General features: G+C 28.2%; 28 protein-coding genes. 5 read left to right on the top strand and 23 right to left on the bottom strand.

Going from position 1 to position 22,557, the window contains the following annotated elements; all coding sequences use genetic code 11:
• Positions 1-22: 22 nt before the first annotated feature.
• The 15 genes from BLW23_RS16760 to BLW23_RS16700 form a co-directional block, all read right to left on the bottom strand.
• On the bottom strand, positions 23-355 hold the full coding sequence (locus BLW23_RS16760) for a hypothetical protein (protein WP_143032208.1): 333 nt from the start codon (positions 353-355) through the stop codon (positions 23-25).
• A gap of 27 nt (positions 356-382) precedes the next feature.
• Positions 383-619, bottom strand: coding sequence for a hypothetical protein (locus BLW23_RS16755; protein WP_093672027.1), 237 nt, complete (start codon positions 617-619; stop codon positions 383-385).
• 36 nt (positions 620-655) lie between these two features.
• Entirely contained in the window at positions 656-808 is a 153-nt protein-coding gene (locus BLW23_RS23320) for a hypothetical protein (RefSeq protein WP_176829861.1), read from the bottom strand.
• Between the two features lie 15 nt (positions 809-823).
• Positions 824-1,420, bottom strand: a complete 597-nt coding sequence (locus BLW23_RS16750; RefSeq protein ID WP_093672025.1) for an ankyrin repeat domain-containing protein — start codon at positions 1,418-1,420, stop codon at positions 824-826.
• 37 nt (positions 1,421-1,457) lie between these two features.
• Positions 1,458-1,832, bottom strand: coding sequence for a hypothetical protein (locus BLW23_RS16745; protein WP_093672023.1), 375 nt, complete (start codon positions 1,830-1,832; stop codon positions 1,458-1,460).
• Positions 1,833-1,840: 8 nt separating this feature from the next.
• The gene (locus BLW23_RS16740) at positions 1,841-2,098 is read right to left on the bottom strand and encodes a hypothetical protein (protein WP_093672021.1); all 258 of its coding nucleotides are present in this window, start codon (positions 2,096-2,098) and stop codon (positions 1,841-1,843) included.
• A gap of 71 nt (positions 2,099-2,169) precedes the next feature.
• Entirely contained in the window at positions 2,170-2,514 is a 345-nt protein-coding gene (locus tag BLW23_RS16735; protein WP_093672019.1) for a hypothetical protein, read from the bottom strand.
• Between the two features lie 26 nt (positions 2,515-2,540).
• The gene (locus BLW23_RS23315) at positions 2,541-2,714 is read right to left on the bottom strand and encodes a hypothetical protein (protein WP_176829860.1); all 174 of its coding nucleotides are present in this window, start codon (positions 2,712-2,714) and stop codon (positions 2,541-2,543) included.
• Positions 2,715-2,759: 45 nt separating this feature from the next.
• On the bottom strand, positions 2,760-3,050 hold the full coding sequence (locus BLW23_RS16730; RefSeq protein ID WP_093672017.1) for a hypothetical protein: 291 nt from the start codon (positions 3,048-3,050) through the stop codon (positions 2,760-2,762).
• Between the two features lie 28 nt (positions 3,051-3,078).
• Positions 3,079-3,327, bottom strand: coding sequence for a hypothetical protein (locus BLW23_RS16725; protein ID WP_093672015.1), 249 nt, complete (start codon positions 3,325-3,327; stop codon positions 3,079-3,081).
• 35 nt (positions 3,328-3,362) lie between these two features.
• Entirely contained in the window at positions 3,363-3,602 is a 240-nt protein-coding gene (locus tag BLW23_RS16720; RefSeq protein WP_093672013.1) for a hypothetical protein, read from the bottom strand.
• 37 nt (positions 3,603-3,639) lie between these two features.
• Positions 3,640-4,269 carry an AbiV family abortive infection protein gene (locus BLW23_RS16715; protein ID WP_093672011.1) on the bottom strand — a complete coding sequence of 210 codons (630 nt, stop codon included), beginning with the start codon at positions 4,267-4,269 and terminating at the stop codon, positions 3,640-3,642.
• Positions 4,270-4,302: 33 nt separating this feature from the next.
• On the bottom strand, positions 4,303-4,596 hold the full coding sequence (locus BLW23_RS16710; protein ID WP_093672009.1) for a hypothetical protein: 294 nt from the start codon (positions 4,594-4,596) through the stop codon (positions 4,303-4,305).
• Between the two features lie 18 nt (positions 4,597-4,614).
• Positions 4,615-4,809: a hypothetical protein gene (locus tag BLW23_RS16705; RefSeq protein ID WP_093672007.1), complete on the bottom strand. Its 195-nt coding sequence runs from the start codon at positions 4,807-4,809 to the stop codon at positions 4,615-4,617.
• A 40-nt stretch (positions 4,810-4,849) separates the two neighbouring features.
• Positions 4,850-5,032 (bottom strand): hypothetical protein, encoded by a 183-nt coding sequence (locus BLW23_RS16700; RefSeq protein WP_093672005.1) that lies wholly within the window; start codon positions 5,030-5,032, stop codon positions 4,850-4,852.
• A gap of 320 nt (positions 5,033-5,352) precedes the next feature.
• Between BLW23_RS16700 and tnpA the strand changes: the two genes are divergently transcribed.
• Complete coding sequence (gene tnpA / locus BLW23_RS16690) at positions 5,353-5,796, top strand: IS200/IS605 family transposase (RefSeq protein ID WP_093667899.1); 444 nt, start codon at positions 5,353-5,355, stop codon at positions 5,794-5,796.
• A 214-nt stretch (positions 5,797-6,010) separates the two neighbouring features.
• Here tnpA and BLW23_RS16685 read toward each other — a convergent pair whose 3' ends face one another.
• The 4 genes from BLW23_RS16685 to BLW23_RS16670 all read right to left on the bottom strand — a co-directional run bounded on the left by BLW23_RS16685 (position 6,011) and on the right by BLW23_RS16670 (position 8,616).
• Entirely contained in the window at positions 6,011-6,262 is a 252-nt protein-coding gene (locus BLW23_RS16685; RefSeq protein ID WP_093672000.1) for a helix-turn-helix domain-containing protein, read from the bottom strand.
• Positions 6,263-6,340: 78 nt separating this feature from the next.
• Positions 6,341-6,937, bottom strand: a complete 597-nt coding sequence (locus tag BLW23_RS16680) for a tyrosine-type recombinase/integrase (protein ID WP_093671998.1) — start codon at positions 6,935-6,937, stop codon at positions 6,341-6,343.
• Positions 6,938-7,071: 134 nt separating this feature from the next.
• Positions 7,072-7,827, bottom strand: coding sequence for a hypothetical protein (locus BLW23_RS16675; RefSeq protein ID WP_093671996.1), 756 nt, complete (start codon positions 7,825-7,827; stop codon positions 7,072-7,074).
• Between the two features lie 111 nt (positions 7,828-7,938).
• Positions 7,939-8,616, bottom strand: coding sequence for a response regulator transcription factor (locus BLW23_RS16670; protein WP_093671994.1), 678 nt, complete (start codon positions 8,614-8,616; stop codon positions 7,939-7,941).
• Between the two features lie 736 nt (positions 8,617-9,352).
• Here BLW23_RS16670 and BLW23_RS16665 point away from each other — a divergent pair.
• The 4 genes from BLW23_RS16665 to BLW23_RS16650 all read left to right on the top strand — a co-directional run bounded on the left by BLW23_RS16665 (position 9,353) and on the right by BLW23_RS16650 (position 11,013).
• Positions 9,353-9,697 carry a hypothetical protein gene (locus BLW23_RS16665; RefSeq protein ID WP_093671992.1) on the top strand — a complete coding sequence of 115 codons (345 nt, stop codon included), beginning with the start codon at positions 9,353-9,355 and terminating at the stop codon, positions 9,695-9,697.
• 60 nt (positions 9,698-9,757) lie between these two features.
• On the top strand, positions 9,758-9,988 hold the full coding sequence (locus BLW23_RS16660) for a hypothetical protein (protein ID WP_093671990.1): 231 nt from the start codon (positions 9,758-9,760) through the stop codon (positions 9,986-9,988).
• Positions 9,989-10,265: 277 nt separating this feature from the next.
• Positions 10,266-10,658 carry a hypothetical protein gene (locus BLW23_RS16655; RefSeq protein WP_093671988.1) on the top strand — a complete coding sequence of 131 codons (393 nt, stop codon included), beginning with the start codon at positions 10,266-10,268 and terminating at the stop codon, positions 10,656-10,658.
• Positions 10,659-10,668: 10 nt separating this feature from the next.
• Entirely contained in the window at positions 10,669-11,013 is a 345-nt protein-coding gene (locus BLW23_RS16650; RefSeq protein WP_093671986.1) for a hypothetical protein, read from the top strand.
• A 115-nt stretch (positions 11,014-11,128) separates the two neighbouring features.
• Here the strand turns inward: BLW23_RS16650 and BLW23_RS16645 are convergent, their stop codons facing one another.
• The 4 genes from BLW23_RS16645 to traM are packed head-to-tail and all read right to left on the bottom strand — an operon-like array spanning position 11,129 to position 22,556.
• Positions 11,129-20,110, bottom strand: coding sequence for a TraQ conjugal transfer family protein (locus tag BLW23_RS16645; protein ID WP_093671984.1), 8,982 nt, complete (start codon positions 20,108-20,110; stop codon positions 11,129-11,131).
• A 19-nt stretch (positions 20,111-20,129) separates the two neighbouring features.
• Positions 20,130-20,684: a conjugal transfer protein TraO gene (locus BLW23_RS16640; protein WP_093671982.1), complete on the bottom strand. Its 555-nt coding sequence runs from the start codon at positions 20,682-20,684 to the stop codon at positions 20,130-20,132.
• 3 nt (positions 20,685-20,687) lie between these two features.
• Positions 20,688-21,590: a DUF4138 domain-containing protein gene (locus BLW23_RS16635; RefSeq protein WP_093671980.1), complete on the bottom strand. Its 903-nt coding sequence runs from the start codon at positions 21,588-21,590 to the stop codon at positions 20,688-20,690.
• Between the two features lie 3 nt (positions 21,591-21,593).
• Complete coding sequence (traM, locus tag BLW23_RS16630) at positions 21,594-22,556, bottom strand: conjugative transposon protein TraM (RefSeq protein ID WP_093671978.1); 963 nt, start codon at positions 22,554-22,556, stop codon at positions 21,594-21,596.
• Position 22,557 lies beyond the last annotated feature (1 nt).

The following is a 22,557-nucleotide window of genomic DNA, read 5'->3' as shown; positions in this document are numbered from 1 at the left end:
ATCTTTTTTTAGTGATCGGTTGTTATACTTTAATATTCTGTTCGTATTTCTCAATACCTAGATGAATCTTTAATTTTTCAAATTCCTTTAGAGCTTCTTCTTTATTTTCCCAAGAAGATTTAAAGATTTGATACGCTCTTTTTGAAATCAATCCTCCTTTAATTATATCTAATTTTTCAGCTACTATTGGCTTGTCTTTTTTTGGATTTATTACCACAATCTTAAACTCTTTCTTTCCTAAATTATCCGTAATTAAAGCCACCTCATAATGAAAGGATTTTATTATATTAATTTGTCTTTTGTATAAAAAGTAAACTAATAAAAGGAATAGAATACTTACTAAAAATATTATCATAACATTATAGTGTTTTAGTGATCGGTTTTATATATTTCCTGTACGTTTAAGTGTTTGATTTAATATAGCTTCTTGCTCCATCTTATATTCTTCACTTGAATACTTTTCTTCAAGTTTATTTTTATTCTTTATCCATTCTTCTAAAAGACTTTTATTTTCGTCAATAAAAGGGGAATATTCCTTTTTACTTAAAATACAATAATGAGCAAACTCTATCATATCTTTTTCGGTAAACTTTTTACTGGATGAAAAATATGTATTCATAAACTTCTGGTTTTTTATTCCTTTTAAGTGATCGGTTTAATGAATTATTATTAGTTCTTCTGCATCATCATAGTAACTTCCGTTTACTTGACTAGAACCACCACCATACTCTCCTAAACGAACTTCGATATTATCTCCGTTTCGCTCTCTTAATCTTTCAAGCTTTTCTATTAAGGTTTTAATATTCATAATGTGATCGGTTTATTATACTTGTTTAATCTTTTGTTTCCAGTCGAAGTATTTATCTTTATAACTGCCTAAATTATCAAGTGTTCCTATTTCATTATTTAAAAGAATATCAACGCAATTCCATTTGTTTTTTTCAGCACCCCAATAAACTGCTCTTTCAGCACTATGGTCAAGATTCTGTAAATCATTATCTATTAAAAATTGCATTAAATTTACATTTCCTGATTGAGCAGCACTACAAAAAAGACCACTTAAATCATTTATATATGCGAGAAGCATTTCTACTATAAGTTGATCTCCCTTTGAAGCTGCCCATTGTAAAGAAGAATGATCTACTTTGTATTCATCAGATCTTTCAATAAGGTATTTTACCGTATCATAATCTCCATTATGACAACAGTAAGCTAAAACTTTTTTTTCTGTAGCTTCCTTATTAGAAATTCCATTTTCTAGAAAATACTTAACAATTTTAGAGTAACCTTTTCTTGCCACTATATCAATAGACCAATTATTTTGTACATGAATATTTACTCCGTGTTTAACACACATTTTAATACTTCTTAAATTCCCTTCGAGACAAGACTCGATAAACATTTTTTCTTGCTCAGTCATTTCTATATTATTTTAATGATCGGTTTATTGAACTTTTTTAATCTTCTTTCCATTTAAGTAAATTGAAGATGATATCTTTTGCACCTTCTTCGTCTCTTTTCAAAATCAAAGAGATCAAAGAATAATATTCTTCTGGATTCAATGATTTAGCTATTTCAAAAACTGATTCGGCTGTAAGTTCTTGGGTAATATCTGGTTCCTCTTTTTTTGTAATCTTAATTATAGTTTCTTTGGAAAAGTTTCCCATTTGGTCTTTTACTCCAAAAGTTTCATCTAAGTAAAAATCTTCTGAATTTTCCCCTAAACTTTCTATTAGCTCATTCGCTCTAGTTTTACTTTCAGCAATAATATCAAATAGAGCCTCAATAGCTACAAATTCATTTTTTTTTGGAAATGCTTTAAATGTTTTCATATTATCGGTTATTTATACTTTGGTTTATTTAAAAATTTATACACTACATATAAGAAAGTAATTATCCCTAAAAAACCACTCAATCCAATAATCATTTTTTTTATTTCTGGATTTTCTGCATAATCATATAAAAGAAACATCATTGGTATGAATATAATTAGACTAAAGATTATTCTTAGACCAAAAGGTAAATTATCCTTTTTTTTCTGTTCTACATTTTCAATACTTACTTTATCTTCTATAAACTCATTTCTTAATTTTTCCATATTGTTTTACTTATAAGTTATTTAGACATATATTATCTGCTCGTCTTTTGGATTCGGTATATAAAATTGTATCATCGTTTGATAGGAGATAAAGTAATTAATACCCAAGGATTATCCATAAAAAACCATTGTACTTTTTCAACTATAAATTCTGGATCTTTAAAATTTACTTCGTCCATATGTTTTTCAAGAATAGATTTCATATAATCATAGGTTTTATCATGTAAGTTATCTTCACCAGTTACAAATTCTTGAAGATTGTTACTATTAATGTCAATTAATATATTATCTCCTTTTCTTGGAACACAATCAATATTATATTTAAATGAAAAAAATCTATAATCAAAATCAATGTCATTGTTATAATACTTAGTTCCTTTATGGCATTCATCGTTAAAAAACATCATTATTTTCATAATACTATCGTTGTTTACTTATTGGTTTATTGAACTTTTTCAAACAAAACAATAACGTTACATATTTCTTCTTCATCTTCTTCTTTAGAAATAGCTGTATGTATGCTTATTACTTTGTATGACTTATTTAACTCTTTTATTCTATCATTAGCCATTGATGTAGCTATGTAAAAATTATCAGCAGGAAAACATTCTATCATAATTTATAGTTTTTTGTATTTATATCTTATCAGTTTACTGAACTTTTAAAACCACCCTAAAGCAGTTAAATTATTTTCGTCCGGTTCTTTTAAGAAAGAAGAATTACCAATTTCATTTTTTCTAGTATTGAAATACTCTTTTTGATCTTCCGAAATATCTTTTATATTTATAAAAACATTTTCATAACCACCATCTGACTTTTTATCGTAACACAAAATGATCTTTGTGTCTTTACAATCCCATTTTCCATATGGAAGTTCTTTAATACAATCCGTTTCTATTATTTCAGATAATATTTTTTTTGCTTTTATTACACTGCTTTTAGATAATCCCATTTTTACATTTTTTAAGTGATTGGTTTTACTAACTTTCGTAAACGTGTCTTTTTAAATTCTCTATCTCTCTGCAACTTTCGAATATTTCTAAAGCTCTATGCTTAGAATATTTATTTCCAATTGCAGCAACTTTTTGCAAACTCTTTTCAGAAATTTCGTTTACCTGTTTGTAATATGCTTTCCAATAACCAGGAGAACTTTCTATTGCAACTGAAATTACGTAATCATTATGTGGATGATTATATTTTATTACTGCTTCTAATATTTTGTAGTCCATAATATTGTTGTGTTTTAGTGTTCGGTTTATTGAACTTATAAACTTGCTTTTTTATATTTTTCCAGGACACTATCAACGGACATCCCAGATATAGGGAATGTTGCGAACATCCATTCTTTTTTGATTGGATCATAGTATCTATCAGATATTAAGAAAGTATATTTATTTCCATTATGTGATTCTAATACAACACGGTCTCCTTTTAAAAGAACTTCTTCACATTCGTGAATTGTTTTATTAAATTTTTCACTTTTAGCTATTATTATATAATTCATGAGGTATGGTTATAATTTATGTTATTTTTCTTATCGGTTAATTAGACTTTGTTTTTTCTATTTTCACTTGTCTGTCGTAATCATGTAATCCTCCATGAGCTTCTGCGAATTCCATAACTTTTTCCAAAAAACTAAGACTTAAAGTGGCTAGTTTTTCAATTTGAATAAATTGGTTAACAGTTATCGTTTTATCTGGAAGTCTGAATTGATTATTTTTAAAAGTAACATAAAGACCTACATTTTTTAACTCATTTAATTCGGAAGTGGGTATTTCAAATTGTTCAATCAGTTTTCCTAAATCATTAATATCCTTTTCAATTTCTTTCTTTAATTCTTCGTTTTCGGTTTGATCCCTTAAAACCATCAGAAGAATAGTAGAAATATCTTTCATCCCCTGGTAACTTTCATTTAATTTAGTTATATGATCTTCATAACCTAATTTCTTTAGCTTTCCATAATTTAAATCTTTAGCTTTTATTTTTCCTCTTAAATAGCTTATAAATAGATTATAGAGAATATAAAACCTTCCAGATTCTTCAAAAGATAAATGGAATAAAGTATAAGCTCTTCCAAATTTTTTGTTTTCTTTTAGAATAGAGGCATCTTCAAAAAGACTTTTTGAATTTTCAAATGTAAAATAGATTGCATCAATTATTCGGTTTAGCATTTTTATGATTTTAAGTGATCGGTTATTTAGACTTTATAATCCCATAGTAATTCCTATAATTTCATTAAGGGAATTTTTAAATATTTCGTTTAAATCTTTTTTTAGTTCATTTTTGTTTCCTTTATAATTCAAAACTAAATCATCTATTAAAGGACATAAATCTTTCAATTTACTTGTTGCTTCTTGACTTAGTTTAGTTCTTTTTAACATACCATTAATTGAATCACTTCCTAAGTTTAATGCCTTTAGTTTTTGAGAAAACTCTTTTTTTACTACACTTAATTTTTCGAGTAATAGTTCTTTTTCTTCATTTCTTAATTTTTCCATATTGTTTTACTTATCGTTTTATTGAACTTTAGTTTCTATTAAATCTTCTCCTTTTGGACCAGGAAAAAAATCTATTACTTTTTCCCCTTTAGGTAAATTTTCAATTTTAGAATTTAATTCCTCTAAAGAAAGACTAACTGTCTTATTTCCTTTTAATAAGTATATTTTATTAGAATGATTTGAACTTAAGAAATTTGATTTTTCAATTATCATAATCTTGTTGTGTTTAAGTGATCGGTTAATTAGAGTTCTCTTATAGTTTTTGTTCTAAGTTATTTTCACACCATGCGATAAGTTCAATAGTATTACTAAAAGATTTTTGCTCATACTCTTCAAGAGTATAATAAATAGTGATATCATCAACTATTGAAAATTTATAGATGTCAGGATAAGAGTCCATGTGTTTCTTTATTTCGTTTATAGCTTCTTCTAACATAACTAATATTGTTTTTTTAATGTCAAAAAAGTGTGAAATAACTATACTTTTTTATTGGTATGGTTCTTTATACTTTCTTGTTGTTTAATATAAGCTTCGGCTTCATCTTTTGCCTGTAATCTGCATAGTTCTTCTATATATTTTTTCAAATTAGTTTTTCTTAATTGAGAACATTTTGTAAGTAAATTGAATGTTTTATCATCTAGGTGAATAAGTTTGGGATGTAAACCTTCATATCTTTTATTTGATTTTTTTTTAATCGATAGAATTCCCCGAGGCTCTGCCTCGGGTGTAGCGTAAAGATATGTACTTTTGTAATTATGAGCGAACATATTTATAAGAGTCATAATAAAAGTTTGATTTTATATCATTTTGTATGTCCAGTAAAATATAGAAGAACAGTTTTTACTTCGGATATTTCAAAGACATTTAAAGATTTATGTTTGAAACTAGAGTTACGATATGATATTCAGTTTTTGGAAATAGGGATTGATGGTAACCATGTTCATTTCTTGATTCAAAGTGTTCCTATGAATTCTCCAAAAAAGATTATTGGAGCAGTAAAAAGTATAACGGCGAAAGAAATATTTAGACTTCATCCAGAAATTAAAAGGTTTTTATGGGGAGGAAAATTTTGGACAAGCGGTTATTATGTTAATACAGTAGGTCAATATGCAAATGAGGAAGTGATAAAAAAGTATCTTCAAAATCAAGGTAATTCAGATTATGAGAAGCTACATTCTGATCAACTCCGATTGTTTTGATACCTCGATGGCTCTGCCTCGAGGTAGTTCATTATTATGCATAATTATTATATTACAAAGTATATACATAAAGTATATACATTTTTTGTTTAATCTAAAAAAACTCTTGATGTTAAAAGGAAATTACTAATAAAACCTAATGAATCAAGAGTTTGATCAACTATTTGATGTAAATATACAAATAATAATTTAAAAATCTGTTGTAACAGATATTTTATTTTTTTAGAATTTTATCGAAATCATCAAAATCTAGTTTTTTACATATCTCTATGAATCGAGATAATACTATATCATATTTTCCTCTTTCCAAATCTGAGATATTTCCTTGAGATAAGCCTAATTTTTGTGCAAATTGAACTTGATTAAGACCAAGCTCTTTTCTTAACCTTTTGATATACTTCCCACTTTTCTCAGGATTATGCTTGTTATTAATTTCAGGTTTTATACCAACCTTATCGTTCTTCATCTGATTCCTATTAATTGGATTTAGCTAATATTATGCGTTATAAAAGTATATCTTTTTAGTTAATACTTTTCGAAAACATTATTTCCATTTAATGTTTTCAAATTGTCTTCCCGTAATTCTAGTATAAATAACTGTATGCTTAATATCTCTGTGCCCTAAATAATCTTGAATAACTCTTATTCCGTGTCCTTCATTAGCTAAGTAAAATCCACAAGAATGTCTTAAAGTATGAGGATGTACATTTTCAATAGAAGCTTTTTTCGCAACTGATTTTATCATTTGATATACAGCATGCCTAGTTAGCTGATTACCTCTTTCATTAATAAATAGCCATGGTAAGTTATCATTTCTAGAGCGCAAATACCGTCTAATAGCTCTTAGTTCGTCTCCATCTATTCTATGAGTTACGGACTGACCTTTTTTTAATCTTTCAATCCATATGTGAGATGTGTCGAAATTGATTTCTTTAATAAGTAAATTTGTTGCTTCAGTTACTCGTAATCCGTGACGAAACATCATTAATATAATTAAATAGTTCCTATCTGGATATCTAGTTTTTTTAGCAGCCTTCAAAATTAACCTAACCTCTTTTAGAGTTAAATAGTTTTTACTTCTAGTTTTTATATCCACAGCATCTTCAGAAAAACTTTTAACATTACGCCTATTAGGGTTCATTTGAATTTAATGGTTTAAAGGTTGAAAAATAGCTGAGAAAGATATAAAACTTTTAACATTTTGCTACATTTTGTTAATAGTTGTGTTTTATAAATGTTTTTATTTAAGTTTTGAATCAAATGGAACTCTTGTTTTTACTTTTTTACAAGTTTTTCAATAAAATCAATCATTTCAGGACGCTTCTCTATTTGAGAATCTTTAATGGCTTTCTTAGCTAACTCAATCATATCCGCTTTAATTCGGTCAACATATAATTTTCTTCTTTTTGTTGCGAGATAAACGGCGACTGAAATCAAAAAAGCAGAAAACAAAGTGATTAAAATATAACTGACTTTACTTACATCTTGAAATTTTTGAAAAATCCAGAAGAAGTAAAATACAGAAATAGACAAAATATATGCGTTTACTACCTTTGGAAAAATCACATAAGGCTCCCTGTAGAAGCTTCTTATTAAATTAAATAATGCTCCGACGAAAATAACCAATGTTAGTCCGAATCTTTCTAAAAACTGATGTAGAGAGTCAAATATAAAAAGCTTTTGATTCTCTTTTTCTGTTAGTAATTCGTTCCATGCATTTTGAGTAGAAACCTTATATTTTAAATATTCATCATAATATATAGTTCCTTTAGAATACTCTTTAATAGCATTTAAAGCTTTAGTTCTCTTTTCTTTTTCTTGAATATGTAGCTTTTTAGCTTTAACAAAGCTATGGTTATCAAGAGGAATATAAATATGTAAATAGAAAAAGGACCCTATAAGAATAAAAAATAGATATAATATCCAGTTTTTATTCCTCGTCGTTACTTCCTGTTTCTCCAGAACTGCCTCCGACTGTTGAATTTGATCCTTTGTCGACCAATTGAGTTTGTTGTTTAAGTAATTCTTCATGTTCTTCAGAGTTATCAGTACAAGAGATAAATGCGATGCTTACAACTAATAATAAAAGTAATTTTTTCATGTTTATGAGTTTTAAATTAACTCATAAAGTTATGAAAAATCTTATTGTTGATTTTTTTCTCCTTTTGCGAAATTGATTGCTATCTTAATAAATTGAAATTTAGCTTTAGTGTCTATATTTAATTTTTTCTTTATATTTCTTATATGATCTCTTAACGTACTTGGTGAAATCCCTAAGTCTGTTGATATTATTTTTCCATTATAATCATATGAATCTCCTATAATTTCTAGTACCTCTTTTTGCCTTTTCGATAAATCATTTAAAGCTTCATTAACATAGTTTTCTTCAAATATTTCATCTTGAGCCTCTTGTATAAGAGTTTTGTCAATTCCCTCTGAAAAAAAGAACTTACCATTATAAACATTTATTATGGCTTCATTTATATCATATTTATTATCATCTTTTAAGATGTAGCCTAGAGCTCCTATTTTATATACTTCCTTTATAACGCCTGAATTACCATCAGCAGTATGTATAAGAACATTAGTACTTATGTCATTTTCTTTAAAATATTTTAATAAGTCTGTGCCATTAATAATAGGCAAGGACAAATCTAGAATTAAGACATCTGCCTGGTTGTTTTCAAACCATTTTATAGTCTCCATTCCATTTTGGGTAAAACCTACTACTTCGATTTGTACTTTGTCTAATAGTGAGACAATACCATCTTTAACCAGTGGATGATCTTCTGCAATATGAATTCTTATTCTTTTTGACACTTTTTCTTGTTTTTAACAAACATAATTTTTTTTTAACAAATAAACATCGACAAAACCCTTAGAAGAAACAATTATTTTTTAGTTTAGGTCTTGTATTTTAGTATATTGACTAGTTTTTGTTACGATATAGAGGCTCTTAATTGAGTAAAGTGTGTTTTAACAATTGATATAAGAAAGAAACATATGCCTCTCAAATATAGATTCTATAAAAACGTTCTAAGATTAACTCAAAAAATACTGATGTCTAAATATGATGTATTAGAACATCATATTTAGATCAGATTAATTCAGAATATTATTTAAAAGAATAAAGTGAGAAATTTACTTAGAATTTACTACTAGTAAATTTATAATGTTTTGTAGTAATTTTCTTTTCTTTCAACAAAACTAACTTTTTTTTTTCTTTTGTTATAGACAAAACCCTTACTTAGGATTAAAAATTTCATTTTTTTTTAGAATTATACTTAAAAGATTGTAAAACTAATAAGAATAAAGGTATCGAACCTTTATTCTTATTGTTCTTTTACCTGATGATAAAGAACCAAAATTAAGGAACGCACTCCGTGCTATTATACTAATGAATAGTAGCACGAAGGACAGCTCTCTCAATTTACTTCGAAAAGACTACGGCATACGCTCCTATGTCGCTTATTTATTCCGTTTTCCTTTCCTCGAAAACTTCGTATTAAGCTGTTTATACGTGCAAATATTAATTAATAATCTAAAAGTTTGGAATATGAAAAAAGCAAAATTTCATCAAAAATTTATGAATGAATATTCGGAGAGAGAATTTAACCCTAATGAAACCTTACAATGGTTAAAAGCTAACATTTCAATTTTATGGTCCTGGGGCTTTCAAGACGCCATGAATTTAATGAATAAGGGATTGATTTTTAAGGTTAACGGTTATCATCATAGAGGTTGGGTACTTATAACATTGGCCTTCAATGATACATATACAGTGAGATTTTTAAATCATAAATATGAAGAAACTAAAGAAAAAGAAGAAAACGTCTATTGTGATGAACTACAAGATAGAATCGATACCGTAATAGAAAAAGTAGATTTATATAAAATGTAAAATAATTGGATTATCTCCCGAGAGTAATCTTGGGAGATTTTATTAAAAAAATAGAATATTATGTGTAAAAAATATAAGACTGAAACACTTTTAAAAAGGTTAGAGAAATATGATAATTTATATTATGATCAAATTACTAGTTATAATGATGTTGGATTTGGTTATAGTATGAGAGCATACCATAGATTAAAAAACTGGAACCCCCCTTATCAAAAAACAAAAGAAAAAGCAAAAAAGATCAAAGATGAACTTGATAATAGAAAGGTTTTATATAATACTTCTTTCGTTTAAACAAAGAATCAGAATCAGAAAATTATTATTCTTTTTTGGTTGAGGGATTTTGTAAAAGATCCCTTTTTTTGTACGTTTAGCAAAAAATGGAGTACATAGTTTGCTTATAATCAATTATAAGACTGATAAACCGTAATGGTATTTTTTATATTGATTAAAATACAGTTATAGATATTCTTAAAATAAAATTAAAACGTAAATAAATTAATATTTGCTAATTATTTACGTAAAAAATAACTATATTTGAAATATTATTAAACTAAACAAAACGAAAAACATGAGATATAGACAGTTTTTAATCATAATTTTTTTAATTGTAATTGGTTTTAGTTGCAAAAAAGAAAATAGTCCAAATAGTGATTCTGCAAATAAAGCGGTTTCAACTTCGAATGAATCATCGTTTCAAATTCCTAATAATATAGATGAAATGTCTCCAGAAGAGGCGAAATCTTTTATCAAGGATTTTCTTAATCAACATGAGACTGTAACTAATGAGAGTTATGAAACCTTTTATAAGGTTTTTATCAAGTTTTATTTTAGTTTGGAGGATAAGTCTAAATACAATAGTATTATTCACCTAGCAAAGAAAACTTTAAAAAATAGAGAAGATTTAGGTTTTAAAAATGACCAATATAAAGATCTGAAAAAAGAATTATTAAAATTAATCTAACAAAATAAAAATGAGAAAAATAGTATTATCAATAGTATTGACTTTAACAGTAGTCTCTTTTGTAAATTCACAAGAGGATATTAATAGAAATTTGGAGGTAAAACAAGATTTTTACTATATCAAAAATTCAGACCTTAGAATTAGGTTAGAGAATAAATTAAGAAAGGTAGATCAAATAAATAAACCCTTATCTATTTTAAATAATGCTAGAACTTTAGAAAATAGCTTTATAGAATTAAGTAATAAGGAAAAATATAATGATTATATTAATAGGATAAGATTTTACTTAGATAAAGGTAAAGTTTCTGAAAGTAAAATATTATTAAAAAACATGTTAATTTATCTAGAATCATAGTCAGATAATAAATACGTTATGTGAAAATAAAAAAGGGCAATTATTTAATTGCCCTTTTCATTTATAATAGCGTCATTAAACACCGCTATTAATAATTATTACGTAATCAAAGATACTAAATTTCTGTTGATATCAAAATATCTGACCAGAAACCAAATTCATCTTTTAACCTGAATTTCCTTCTTGGTTTACAACCAGGAGGGCTACATGTAAGGCAACTTCTGTATTCCGCTTCTCTTAAACCTAATTCCCTTGTTGTATTTATTGTGTTTAGATAATCTGTTTTTGTTAGAGTTCCAGAGCTTCCAAATATTGGAGGATAATCAGTTAACAACTGCCCAGTATAATGATCATACATTTCAATATCAATATAATTTATATTTTGATTACTCAATTTTAAAGTATGATATGTCGCTGTAAATCCACTGTTATAATTTCTATCACATTCATAAGTGAAACTTTCTAGCAGAGTTTTCTCAACCACTTTGACCTGAATATTTTTAACTTTAGTAACATTAAAATTATTAACTACACTTAAATTTATAGTATCATCTCCAGAGTTAATTCCATTGTATATGAGGTTGTTATTTAAACTGTTTAAAGTAATTTCCTCTCCAGAATTAAATGTATTTCCATTATAAGTTATAGAGTTATTTAGGTTGGAGGTAAAAGTTAATTTGTATTGTGCAGATATTGAATAATCTTCTGGTGTTATATTCAGTATCAAATTCGTTGTGTTTGTCTCTTGAATGGTATCACCATAACCATTTACAGAATAAATAAAATTAGCAGACTTAAACTCAATTGATACATTGTCATTTTTGGTAATATTATTTGACGCTACTACTGTAAAGGTGACATTATGATTTCCAGAACTGGTTCCAGTGTAGTTTCCTGTGAAATTTCCTGATGTTACAGATATTTGCTGTCCTGGAGAATATATATTTCCACCTATTTCTAAAGTACCTGTTCCATTCGAAGTGAAAATCATAGAATAAGTTATATTTTCAGTTCCTAATTTTGTTAAAATAAAATTAATAGGTATTTCTTGATTAACGTTACTAGATGAGTTAGTTTCTATAGAAGTAAAGTTAAAATTAGTTTTATTAACTGTTATATCATCGGTTACATTTTTTGTAGTTCCTGATGTATTTCGTACAGTAAATTTTATTTTAACATTACCATCATTAGTTCCAATAAATTTCCAATTAAAGTTACCTAAGTTAACTGGGTAATAAGTAGCAGAAGTTAACGTAACTCCTGAACTATTTTTTATCACTCCATTACCAGATTCAAAAACATATGAAATTTCATAAGATAAAGATGTTCCTGATTGATTAAGATTAAAATTAATATTACTTTCTTCATCTTTATAGATACTAGTTTCTTCTATATCACCACTAAAATTAAAATCAATTTGATTAAATGATATATTTTCAGAATCAGAGTGAACAATATTATTTGACGCAGTGACTGTAAAATCAATTCTGTGAGTTCCATTACTCGTCCCAATATATTCTCCAGAGAAATTTCCTGTATTAACAGTGATTTGCTGCCCATCACTATAGGTTACTCCTCCAACTTTTAAGGTTCCATTAGAACTCGAATTATATACTAAATTATATGTAACATTTTCGGTTCCTAATTTTGTTAAAACAAAATTAACTGGAACGCTTTCATTTACATTAGTCGAAGATTGTCCGGCAATTGCTGTAAAAGTGAAGTCTGTTTGTTTTACTTCAACTGAAATTGTTTTTGACTTTATAGCTCCAGAGGAATTACGAGCAGTAAATGTAATTGATACATTTCCTTCAGAAGATCCAACAAACTGCCAATTAAAATTACCAAGGCTAATCGGGTAATAAGTAGTAGAATTCAACGTACTACCAGCAGCGTTTTTAATTGTCGCATTACCACTATTTATAACATAAGACATTTCATAGGTAAGCGGTGTTCCTGACTGACTAACCTCAAAGTTAAGATTAGTGCTTTCATTTTTATAAATGCTATTTTGTTGTGGACTACCCTCTAAAGTAAAATCTAATGGTGATATAGATATTGAAATATCATCTGATTTAGTCACATTATTAGAAGCTGTTATGGTAAAAGTTACTTCATTATTACCTGTGCTTTCTGTAATTAAATCTCCAGAGAAATTACCAATATTAACAGGAATTTGTTGACCAGCTGTATATGTAGTTCCTCCTATTTTTAATTTACTAGTTATAGTTGAAGAAAAACTTAAATTGTAGCTAATAGATTCAGTACCTAGCTTACTTAATGTAAAATTCACTGGAACCAAATTACCAACACTAGCAGTCGTTTGCGTAGAAATTGCGTTAAAATTAAAATCTGTTTTATTTACAGTTATATCTACTGTTTTGGATTTCGTAGCTCCAGAGGAATTACGAGCGGTAAATGTAATTGAAACATTTCCTTCAACTGAACCGATAAATTGCCAATTAAAATTACCATGACTAACGGGGTAATAAGAAGAAGAATTCAACGTACTACCGGCAGCGTTTTTAATTGTTGCATTACCACTATTAATTGTATACGACATTTCATAAGTAAGTGGGTTACCAGCTTGACTAATATTAAAGTTTAAGTTAGTACTTTCATTTTTATAGATACTGTTATCTTGCGAATCAGCAGTTAAAGTAAAGTCTAACGGAGCAGCTGTTATAGTCACTTCTTTATTATGAGTAACATTATTAGATGCAACGACCGTAAATGTAACTTTATTTGTTCCGCTTTCTTGTGTTATAATGTCAGCAGAGAAGTTACCAGGAATAACAGTAATTTCTTCTCCAGCGCTATAGGTAGTACCCCCCATTTTTAAACTACTATTAATAGTAGAAGCAAATGATAGTTTGTATGTGATATTTTCCGTACCTAATTTAGTTAGAGAGAAGTTTACAGGAACTTCCTCATTCACATTAGCAGTTGTTTGAGTAGAAACAGCGTTAAAATTAAAATCTGTTTTATTTACAGTTATATCTACTGTTTTGGATTTCGTAGCTCCAGAGGAATTACGAGCGGTAAATGTAATTGAAACATTTCCTTCAACTGAACCTATAAATTGCCAATTAAAATTACCATGACTAACGGGGTAATAAGAAGAAGAATTCAACGTACTACCAGCTGCATTTTTAACAGTAGCATTACCACTATTAATTGTATACGACATTTCATAAGTAAGTGGGTTACCAGCTTGACTAATATTAAAGTTTAAGTTAGTACTTTCATTTTTATAGATACTGTTATCTTGCGAATCAGCAGTTAAAGTAAAGTCTAACGGAGCAGCTGTTATAGTCACTTCTTTATTATGAGTAACATTATTAGATGCAACAACCGTAAATGTAACTTTATTTGTTCCGCTTTCTTGTGTTATAATATCAGCAGAGAAGTTACCAGGAATAACAGTAATTTCTTCTCCAGCGCTATAGGTAGTACCCCCCATTTTTAAACTACTATTAATAGTAGAAGCAAATGATAGTTTGTATGTGATATTTTCCGTACCTAATTTAGTTAGAGAGAAGTTTACAGGAACTTCCTCATTCACATTAGCAGTTGTTTGAGTAGAAACAGCGTTAAAATTAAAATCTGTTTTATTTACAGTTATATCTACTGTTTTGGATTTCGTAGCTCCAGAGGAATTACGAGCGGTAAATGTAATTGAAACATTTCCTTCAACTGAACCTATAAATTGCCAATTAAAATTACCATGACTAACGGGGTAATAAGAAGAAGAATTCAACGTACTACCAGCTGCATTTTTAACAGTAGCATTACCACTATTAATTGTATACGACATTTCATAAGTAAGTGGGTTACCAGCTTGACTAATATTAAAGTTTAAGTTAGTACTTTCATTTTTATAGATACTGTTATCTTGCGAATCAGCAGTTAATGTAAAATCAAGAAATGAAACATCTATCTTTGTATTATCTGATTTTGCAATAGCATTAGAGGCCGTAACTCTAAACTCTATATCGTGATTTCCTTGATTTTCCCCGATATATTCAGCATTAAAGTTGCCAGGATTAATAGTTATTTCCTCTCCAGCACTATATGTTGTTGTTCCAATTTTTAAACTACCATTTAAAGAACTTGAATAAACCATTTTATAGGTAAGATTTTCAGTTCCTAATCTGGTTAACACAAAATTGATAGGTACAATTTCATTTACAAAAGATGAAGTCTGTGCAGCAATAGCAGTAAAATTAAAATCTGTTTTATTGACTATTATATCATCGTTTACATTTTTTTCAGTTCCTGTACTATTTTTGGATTTAAAAGTTACATCAACATTACCTACGTCGCTTCCTTCAATAACCCAATTAGAACTTCCAAGAGGTACTGAATAAAAACTATTTGAATTTAAGATAGTTCCATTCCTATCTTTTATCACTGCATTACCACTATTTATAATATATGCTATTTCATAATTAAGCGCAGATCCACTTTGAGATATATTAAAGTTAATATCACTACTTTCTTCTTTATACATTGAAGTTTTTTCAATATCTGCGGAGAATGAATAATCCGGTTCACCAAAATCTATAGTGATATTATCTGTTTTCTTTACATTGTTCGAAGCGGTTACCTCAAAAGTAATGTCGTTTGTTCCCGGTACTGAACTTGTAAATGAACCAACAAAATTACCTGGTGTTACCACTATTTGTTGTCCAGCATTATAACTAGTACCGTTTAACTTAAGTTTACCTGATACAGTTGAACTAAAAAGTAAGTCATAGGTTAAGTTCTCTTCTCCATTAGGAGTAAGAACAAAACTTACAGGAACTTCTTCGTTAATATTAGCGGCGCTTTCAGCTACTATAGATTGAAAAACAAAATCTGTTTGTTTTACTTCCAATTGTACTTTAACTTCTCTCGATGTACCTGTACTATTTCTAGCTATTAATTTGATTTCGACTTCGCCAACATCAGTTCCTTCAAATATCCAATTTGTTGGTCCACTAGAAACCGTATAAAATGTTGAAGAAGTAAGAGCTGTTCCCGTAATATCCTTTAATATTCCACCACCTCTTGTTAATGAATATGATACTTCATAAGTATCAGATGAAGAACCTACGCTTTCGCTAATATCAAAATTGATATTTGTCTCCTCGTTTTTGTAAATACTATTGTCTTGAGCGTCTGCTAAGAAATTAAAATCGATAGAGCTTACATCAATTCTAACTTGTGAAGTTTTTGTTATATTTTGAGTACTCTTAACACTAAAAATAATTTCATGAGTACCAACACTTAATCCTTTATAATAAGTGTTAAATTGACCATCAGATACATCAATAACTTCTCCTGGAGAATAATCAACGCCATTGTAAGATAAAGTCCCAGTACCGCTTGTCGTATATGATAATTCGTATTGGATATTGCCGTTCTCTACTTGAGAAGAAATATTTTGAGTGATTTTAATATCTTCACCATAAGCTATATTTGCTGAAGCTGAAGCTGCACTATAATCAAAAGAAATTTCATTTACTGTAAAGGTAATTTCTCTGTATTGAGTGTTACCGTAATTATCTCTTACCGTAAGTTTAACAGTGTTAATTCCATTTCTAATAGCCTCAAAGTTCAATTGATTTAATCCTACTGAGGCATCATAATATGAACCAGGAACAATCACAGAACCACTGCTATCTTTTAATTCTCCATTTCCTTGAACGAACTCATAAGAATACTGATATGAAGCTTGATTATCTGTATATTGTTGTGTTATATTGAAAGTGAAATCTTCTGAATCGTTTAAATATAGTTCAGTACCACCGATAGTATTTAAATCAAAACTAGGATTACTTACAGTGTAGATTAATTGTTGAGATTCTGTTTGTCCATTACTATCGTTGATAGTGAAGTTGATAGTACTTGCACCAGCTTCAGACGATACAAATTTGTAATTATTGTAATTACCTGGCGTAATACTTTCAGAAGCTGGTGCTTCGCTATTATCCTTATATAAAGTTCCATTTCCGACAATGTTATACTCTAGTGTATAAGTTATGTTAGAATTTGTTGCATTTTGTTGTAGTGAAACCGTTATTTTATCCTCTTCATTCTTAGCAATATTAGTATCTGTTGCAAATACTCTTAACGAGAAATCAGTAGCAATAACTTCAAAATTCTTTACAACTTTTAGTTCAGCCCCAGTATTTGTTTTTACTGTAAACTCAACAGACGTAGTTCCGGCTTCAGAAGGTAAAAACGTATAACCAAAATCTCCTGTATTTACATCAAAAGGAATGCTTTCATTAACAATGCTATTTCCATTATAAAATTTTCCTGCACCTTGTAAAACGTTATATTCCATCGTAAATGTAGCTCCTGAAGGAGATCCTTGTTCTACTAAAGAAAAAGCAAAAGGATTTTGTTCATTTACATATACTGTACTAGGAACCGTTGCACTAAGAGCAAAGTTGATATTGGTTACATTAAGAAATATTTGCTTTGTTCTTTCTACACCTGATGAACTTTTTGTTTTGAATGTTAAAGTGTGCTCCCCTACTCTACTAGGTTTGTATTTCATAGTAAATACACCTCTTTGAACATCAAAGTCAACACCTCGCACTTTTTCAATCCCATCACTACCAATTAGTACACCTTCACTATTTGTTTCATAGTTCATTGTGTAGGTGATTCCAGTTACTTCTCTATTTTGAACGATAGAAAAATTAATTAAAGCTTCATCTAAAATATTAAGTTCATTAACACTACTAGTTGCATTGAAATTATACTCTATGTTATTAGTATTAAACAATAATTCAGTAGTATGAAAATGCCCGTAATTATCTTTTGATGTAATTAATATTTTTGTTTCACCAATATAATCACTTGTAAAAACTAAATTATTAATACCAACTTCTGCATCTTGATATAAAGCAAGAGGTACTTCTACTCCTTCTGGAGTTTTTAGTTTTCCTGAACCATTTACAACCTCATACTTATATTGATAAGAAGCACTACTATCTTCACTTTCTTGAGAAATACTAAACAATATAGGCTTATCTTCATTGATAAAAAGATTACCATCTCCTGAAGAGTTAATTGTAAAATCAGTATTATTTACAACATATATTAATTCTTGGGTTTGTTCAGTACCATTACTATCTGTTATTTTAAAATTGATAGTAGAATTACCAGCAACCTCAGAAGAAAATTTGTAATTAGTATAATTACCTGGTTCTATTGTTTGAGAGGCTGGTGCCTCAGTATTATCCTTATATAATTTTCCGTTTCCAACAATATTATATTCTAAAGTATAAGAAATCGTGTTATTTCCTTGTTGCTGTTGTAATGAAAGAGCAATATTATCTTCATAATTTTTAAAAATCTCACTATTAGTTGCATTTGCTGTAAAGCTAAACGCTGTACTTACAACCTCAATTTCTAGTGGTATTGTCTTACTTCTACCAGTGTTTGATATTGCTTTAAAATTAATTTTATGGACTCCTACACTAGAAGGAATATAATCAAGGGAATAAGTACCTATTTGAACATCAAAAGGAACATTTTGATCATATCTAGTATTTGAATTTCTTTTACCTAGTACACCACTACCTTCTATTAAATCGTAAGACATTTTATAAGCAATATCCGTTTGATCGCCTGAAGGCACTAAACTAAATGTCATTTGGTTCCACTGATTAACATGTACAACTTGAGAAGGTGTTACAGAAAAATCGAAATCAACATTGCTTACATTGAAATTAACTTCCTGCGTTTTTTCTTCTCCATAACTATCGATTATAGTAAAAGTAACCGAAGTGTTTTCTGTAACAGAACTTGGTTTAAATTTCCACGTCCAATCTCCAGGGTTCACCTCTTTATTTTGTGCAATAGGTATTTCTTGATTGTTCTCATCAAGCATTACTCCTTCTCCATTATTTATAACATATTTAATATTATATTCAAGTCCTTCAAAATTTCCTTGAGGATCTAATCCAAAATTAATCGGAGCTAACTCATTTACTTGAATATCTTGAACTGTTGAAGCGGCTGTAAACGTGTATGGAACACGCTCTACCCTAACTTGTAAACTATCTCTTTTTACCTCATTGTAATTATCTATTGCATAGAACATTATTTTTGTGTCTCCTAAACTCCTTGGTTTAAAATTAAAAGTTTTAGTTCCTTCAACAATATCGGCTCTTTCTCCAGGTACTATTATATTATTTTGATCATCTATAATATCCCCATCATTTTCTAAAACTTCAATATAATATTTATAAGTGGGATTATTATTTGTATCTATAGTATTCAAATCAACGGTTACCTCCATGTTTTCCGTAGATACTGTAGAAGTTTCTCTTCCAGATATATCAAATGTCCAGTTTACATTTCTGACGTCCATTTCAACTATACGTTCTATGATATTTCCATCGATATTTTCAGCAGTAGCTACTATTTTATGTGTACCAATAACATCTGGTTCATATCTCCATGTAGCAACACCTTCTTTTACTAAATGAGTTTCTCCTTTTTCTAAAAATAGTGTATCGGCATTATAAAATTTACCATCACCATCTTCAATATTATAAGTTATTTTGAAATCTTGATCCCCATCCTTATTATTTAGTAAGGTTAATGCAAATGGAGATTTGACTCCTATAGGATATTCCTCAGCACTTTTATTAAAAATAAAAGTAAAATCTGCATATTTAATATTATAAATTAGGTCGTATTTGTTTTCTTGTCCATTACTATCTTTAATCGTTATTTCAACCTTGTTTTCTCCTAATTTTTTAGCATAATAATGCGTTTTAAATTCGAAATTTTCTAAATCCTCAATGGGATAATCTCTTAATGGTTCTAAAGCTGTATCTGGTTGAAAATGAAATTCACCCTCACCAGTCTTCACCTTATAAGAAAAGGAATATTTAACTCCTTTTACTTTTCTTTCCGGAACAATTTGTATTGTGTTTTCTAAATAATCTCTCATAAAACCTTCCTCATTATGTGAGAAATTGACTTCAAACATAAAGTCCGTTTTAATATCAACCTCGTGAGTACAGGCTACTATTATTAAAAGCATAAGAACAACGCTTCTTATACCAATATTTATATATTTTTTCATTAGTTAAAGTTTTGAATAATTAAAAAAGTGAGTAAGTAACTCCTAGACCTATATATGGGGTGAATTTTCCTATATCACTATTGATATGATAAAACTCCCTTAACACCAACATTCCTGTATATTTATATGAAATAAACAGTTTTGTATCAATTCCAATAAATGCTCCATAAATAAACTTAGAGTCTGAAGTAATCAAAGCTCCAGTTTCAATTTCTTTAGATCCATTATTTATAACCTGATAACCAAAGCTCAGACCTGCACCGGCACTAAACCTAAATAGTTCTCGATTGGTTTCATAAAATTGATTGAAATAGCCTGCATTTAGGTATATAGCATTATAAGGTACTCTTATGTTAAATTCACTAACTCTATCTGATGAAAAAGTAAGTAAGATATCACCTGATAAATACTCATTTCTTTCGAAATAGTAATTATAATTTAATGAGAAGCCGAAACCATTTTCGGCTGCACCAACAGTTAAACCTACCATTGATGTATCATCGATTTGAGAAAATACTTTATTAAAAGAAAGTAGACTTATTAATAAAGTGAGAATAAAGAATATTTGTTTCATAAATTAAAATATTTGAGGATTATTTATTATTTTACTTAGAATATCGAGTTCAAGAACTCTTTCCCCTTTCAATTCTGAGAGATTTATCAAAAGAGACTTATTCTTGTTAAGTGAGAATTTTTTAAAGACACAAACAAAGTTTATTTTTTGCCCTTTTTTTATTCGTTTAGGAAGATTATAGGTCAGCATAGGAGAGCCATTCTGACCTAGAAATATTTGTTGAGAAATAGTTCTGTTCTTTCTCTTTTTGGTAGTAGTAAAAAATTTAATAAAGTTAATATCAAAATCTAACTTCGAATGATTTTGTATTTCAAAATAAAAATATAGCTCATCTTTGTTATAATAGTAATTTTTTAAACTAAAGTATATTTTATCAATTACTCTTATCTGATTTCTAAAATAGCTTTCATCTTTAAGTGCAATCTTTTTAGAGAGATTAAGATATCTTCCTTCATCTGGATTTGATTCATGATAATGATAATCATAGTTATCATGACCTATTGTTTTACTTACTACTTTTACATTAGTTTTTTTCGTTTCTCTTTTTTCTGATTTTAAGAAGTTATTACCTCCTCCTATTGCATATTTAGGGTTAACTATATATGTAAATTCTTCAGGTTTTAGATTCTCTTTATATTCTAATTCAAAAGAATACATTTTTTCGTCCGTAGTAACCACAAAAAGATTAGTTGGGTTAGCATTTTTTTTAGCAATTAAATTTCCTATTTTGTTAGGTGAATTTTTATTATACCCGAAAATATACTCTCTGGATCCTTCCTTGCCATGCTTAATAGGACTATCGAATATTAAAAAAACTTTATTGTTACTATTAACGTATATTTTTCTTACTTGAGAATAAGATGAAACGCCAAATAATAGTATGATAATATATAAATTTCTATGCATGTTTTAGTTCGTTTTAAGTGTTAATTTTGATTCATTTAATAAAGGAACTTTATCTACTCGCTTTTTCTTTTTTATAATTCTTTTTAACGTATTTCCTAATGGAATTTTAGAAGTGTTTACTTCATCTATTGCGTCATCATGAATTTCATTAGAGGCAATACTGAAAAATTCTACTTCCGTATAAAGACCGATATTAGAGTCTTGAGCGTCATAGGCTGATAAATTGACTTTAACATCATTAATACTATTTATATTGATATAAATACGGTTTTTAGCAAATTTTGTAAACCCATAAAACAAGGTGTTTCTTTTAAAAATAACTCCATTAATTAAAGCATCTTGACTCAATCGTAACCATACTCTTCCATTATTCAAAATTTCCTGATCTTTATAAACAACGGCATAGATTTCATTATCACTTTTTAAAGTCTTTTGAACAGAATTACTTTCATTATACTTTGCAGAAGGTGAGTTGTAAAAGTCTTCATTTTCTTTTTCAATCCTTTGCCTCCATTGATCTATACTTTCGCTTTCACTTTTATTGCTATACGGTTTACTAGAGTTAACCGATTTATTTTTATTATATGTTTTTCTTGTGTTTTCTTTCTTTGGTTTTTCTTTAAAAGAGAAATTTTCCAGACTATTCAAAACTTTAGTGAAACTATCCTTTTCTCTGTCTTTTTTTGTAAAAGATTTTATTTGGTGTTTTTTTACAGAACTATTAATGATTGAATCTTTAACTTCTTTCTTATAATAATCTTGTGGGTTTTTTACTTCAACTTCCTTCTTTTTAAAAGGAAGTTTGTTATTGTAACCTTTCTCAATTGAGACACCTTGATTCACACCAACTTTCTTAATACTGGCATATACGTAATAGCCTCCCCCAAAAAGAATTATAGGTAGAAGAACAGCAAATAATAAATTTTTTTTAATCCAATTTTCGAATTTTTCTTTGTTAAATTTCATT

It is taken from the genome of Tenacibaculum sp. MAR_2009_124 (assembly GCF_900105455.1).
GTDB lineage: Bacteria > Bacteroidota > Bacteroidia > Flavobacteriales > Flavobacteriaceae > Polaribacter.
Note: the sequence above shows the minus strand (reverse complement) of the source record. Positions and strands in the feature narration are given on the sequence as shown.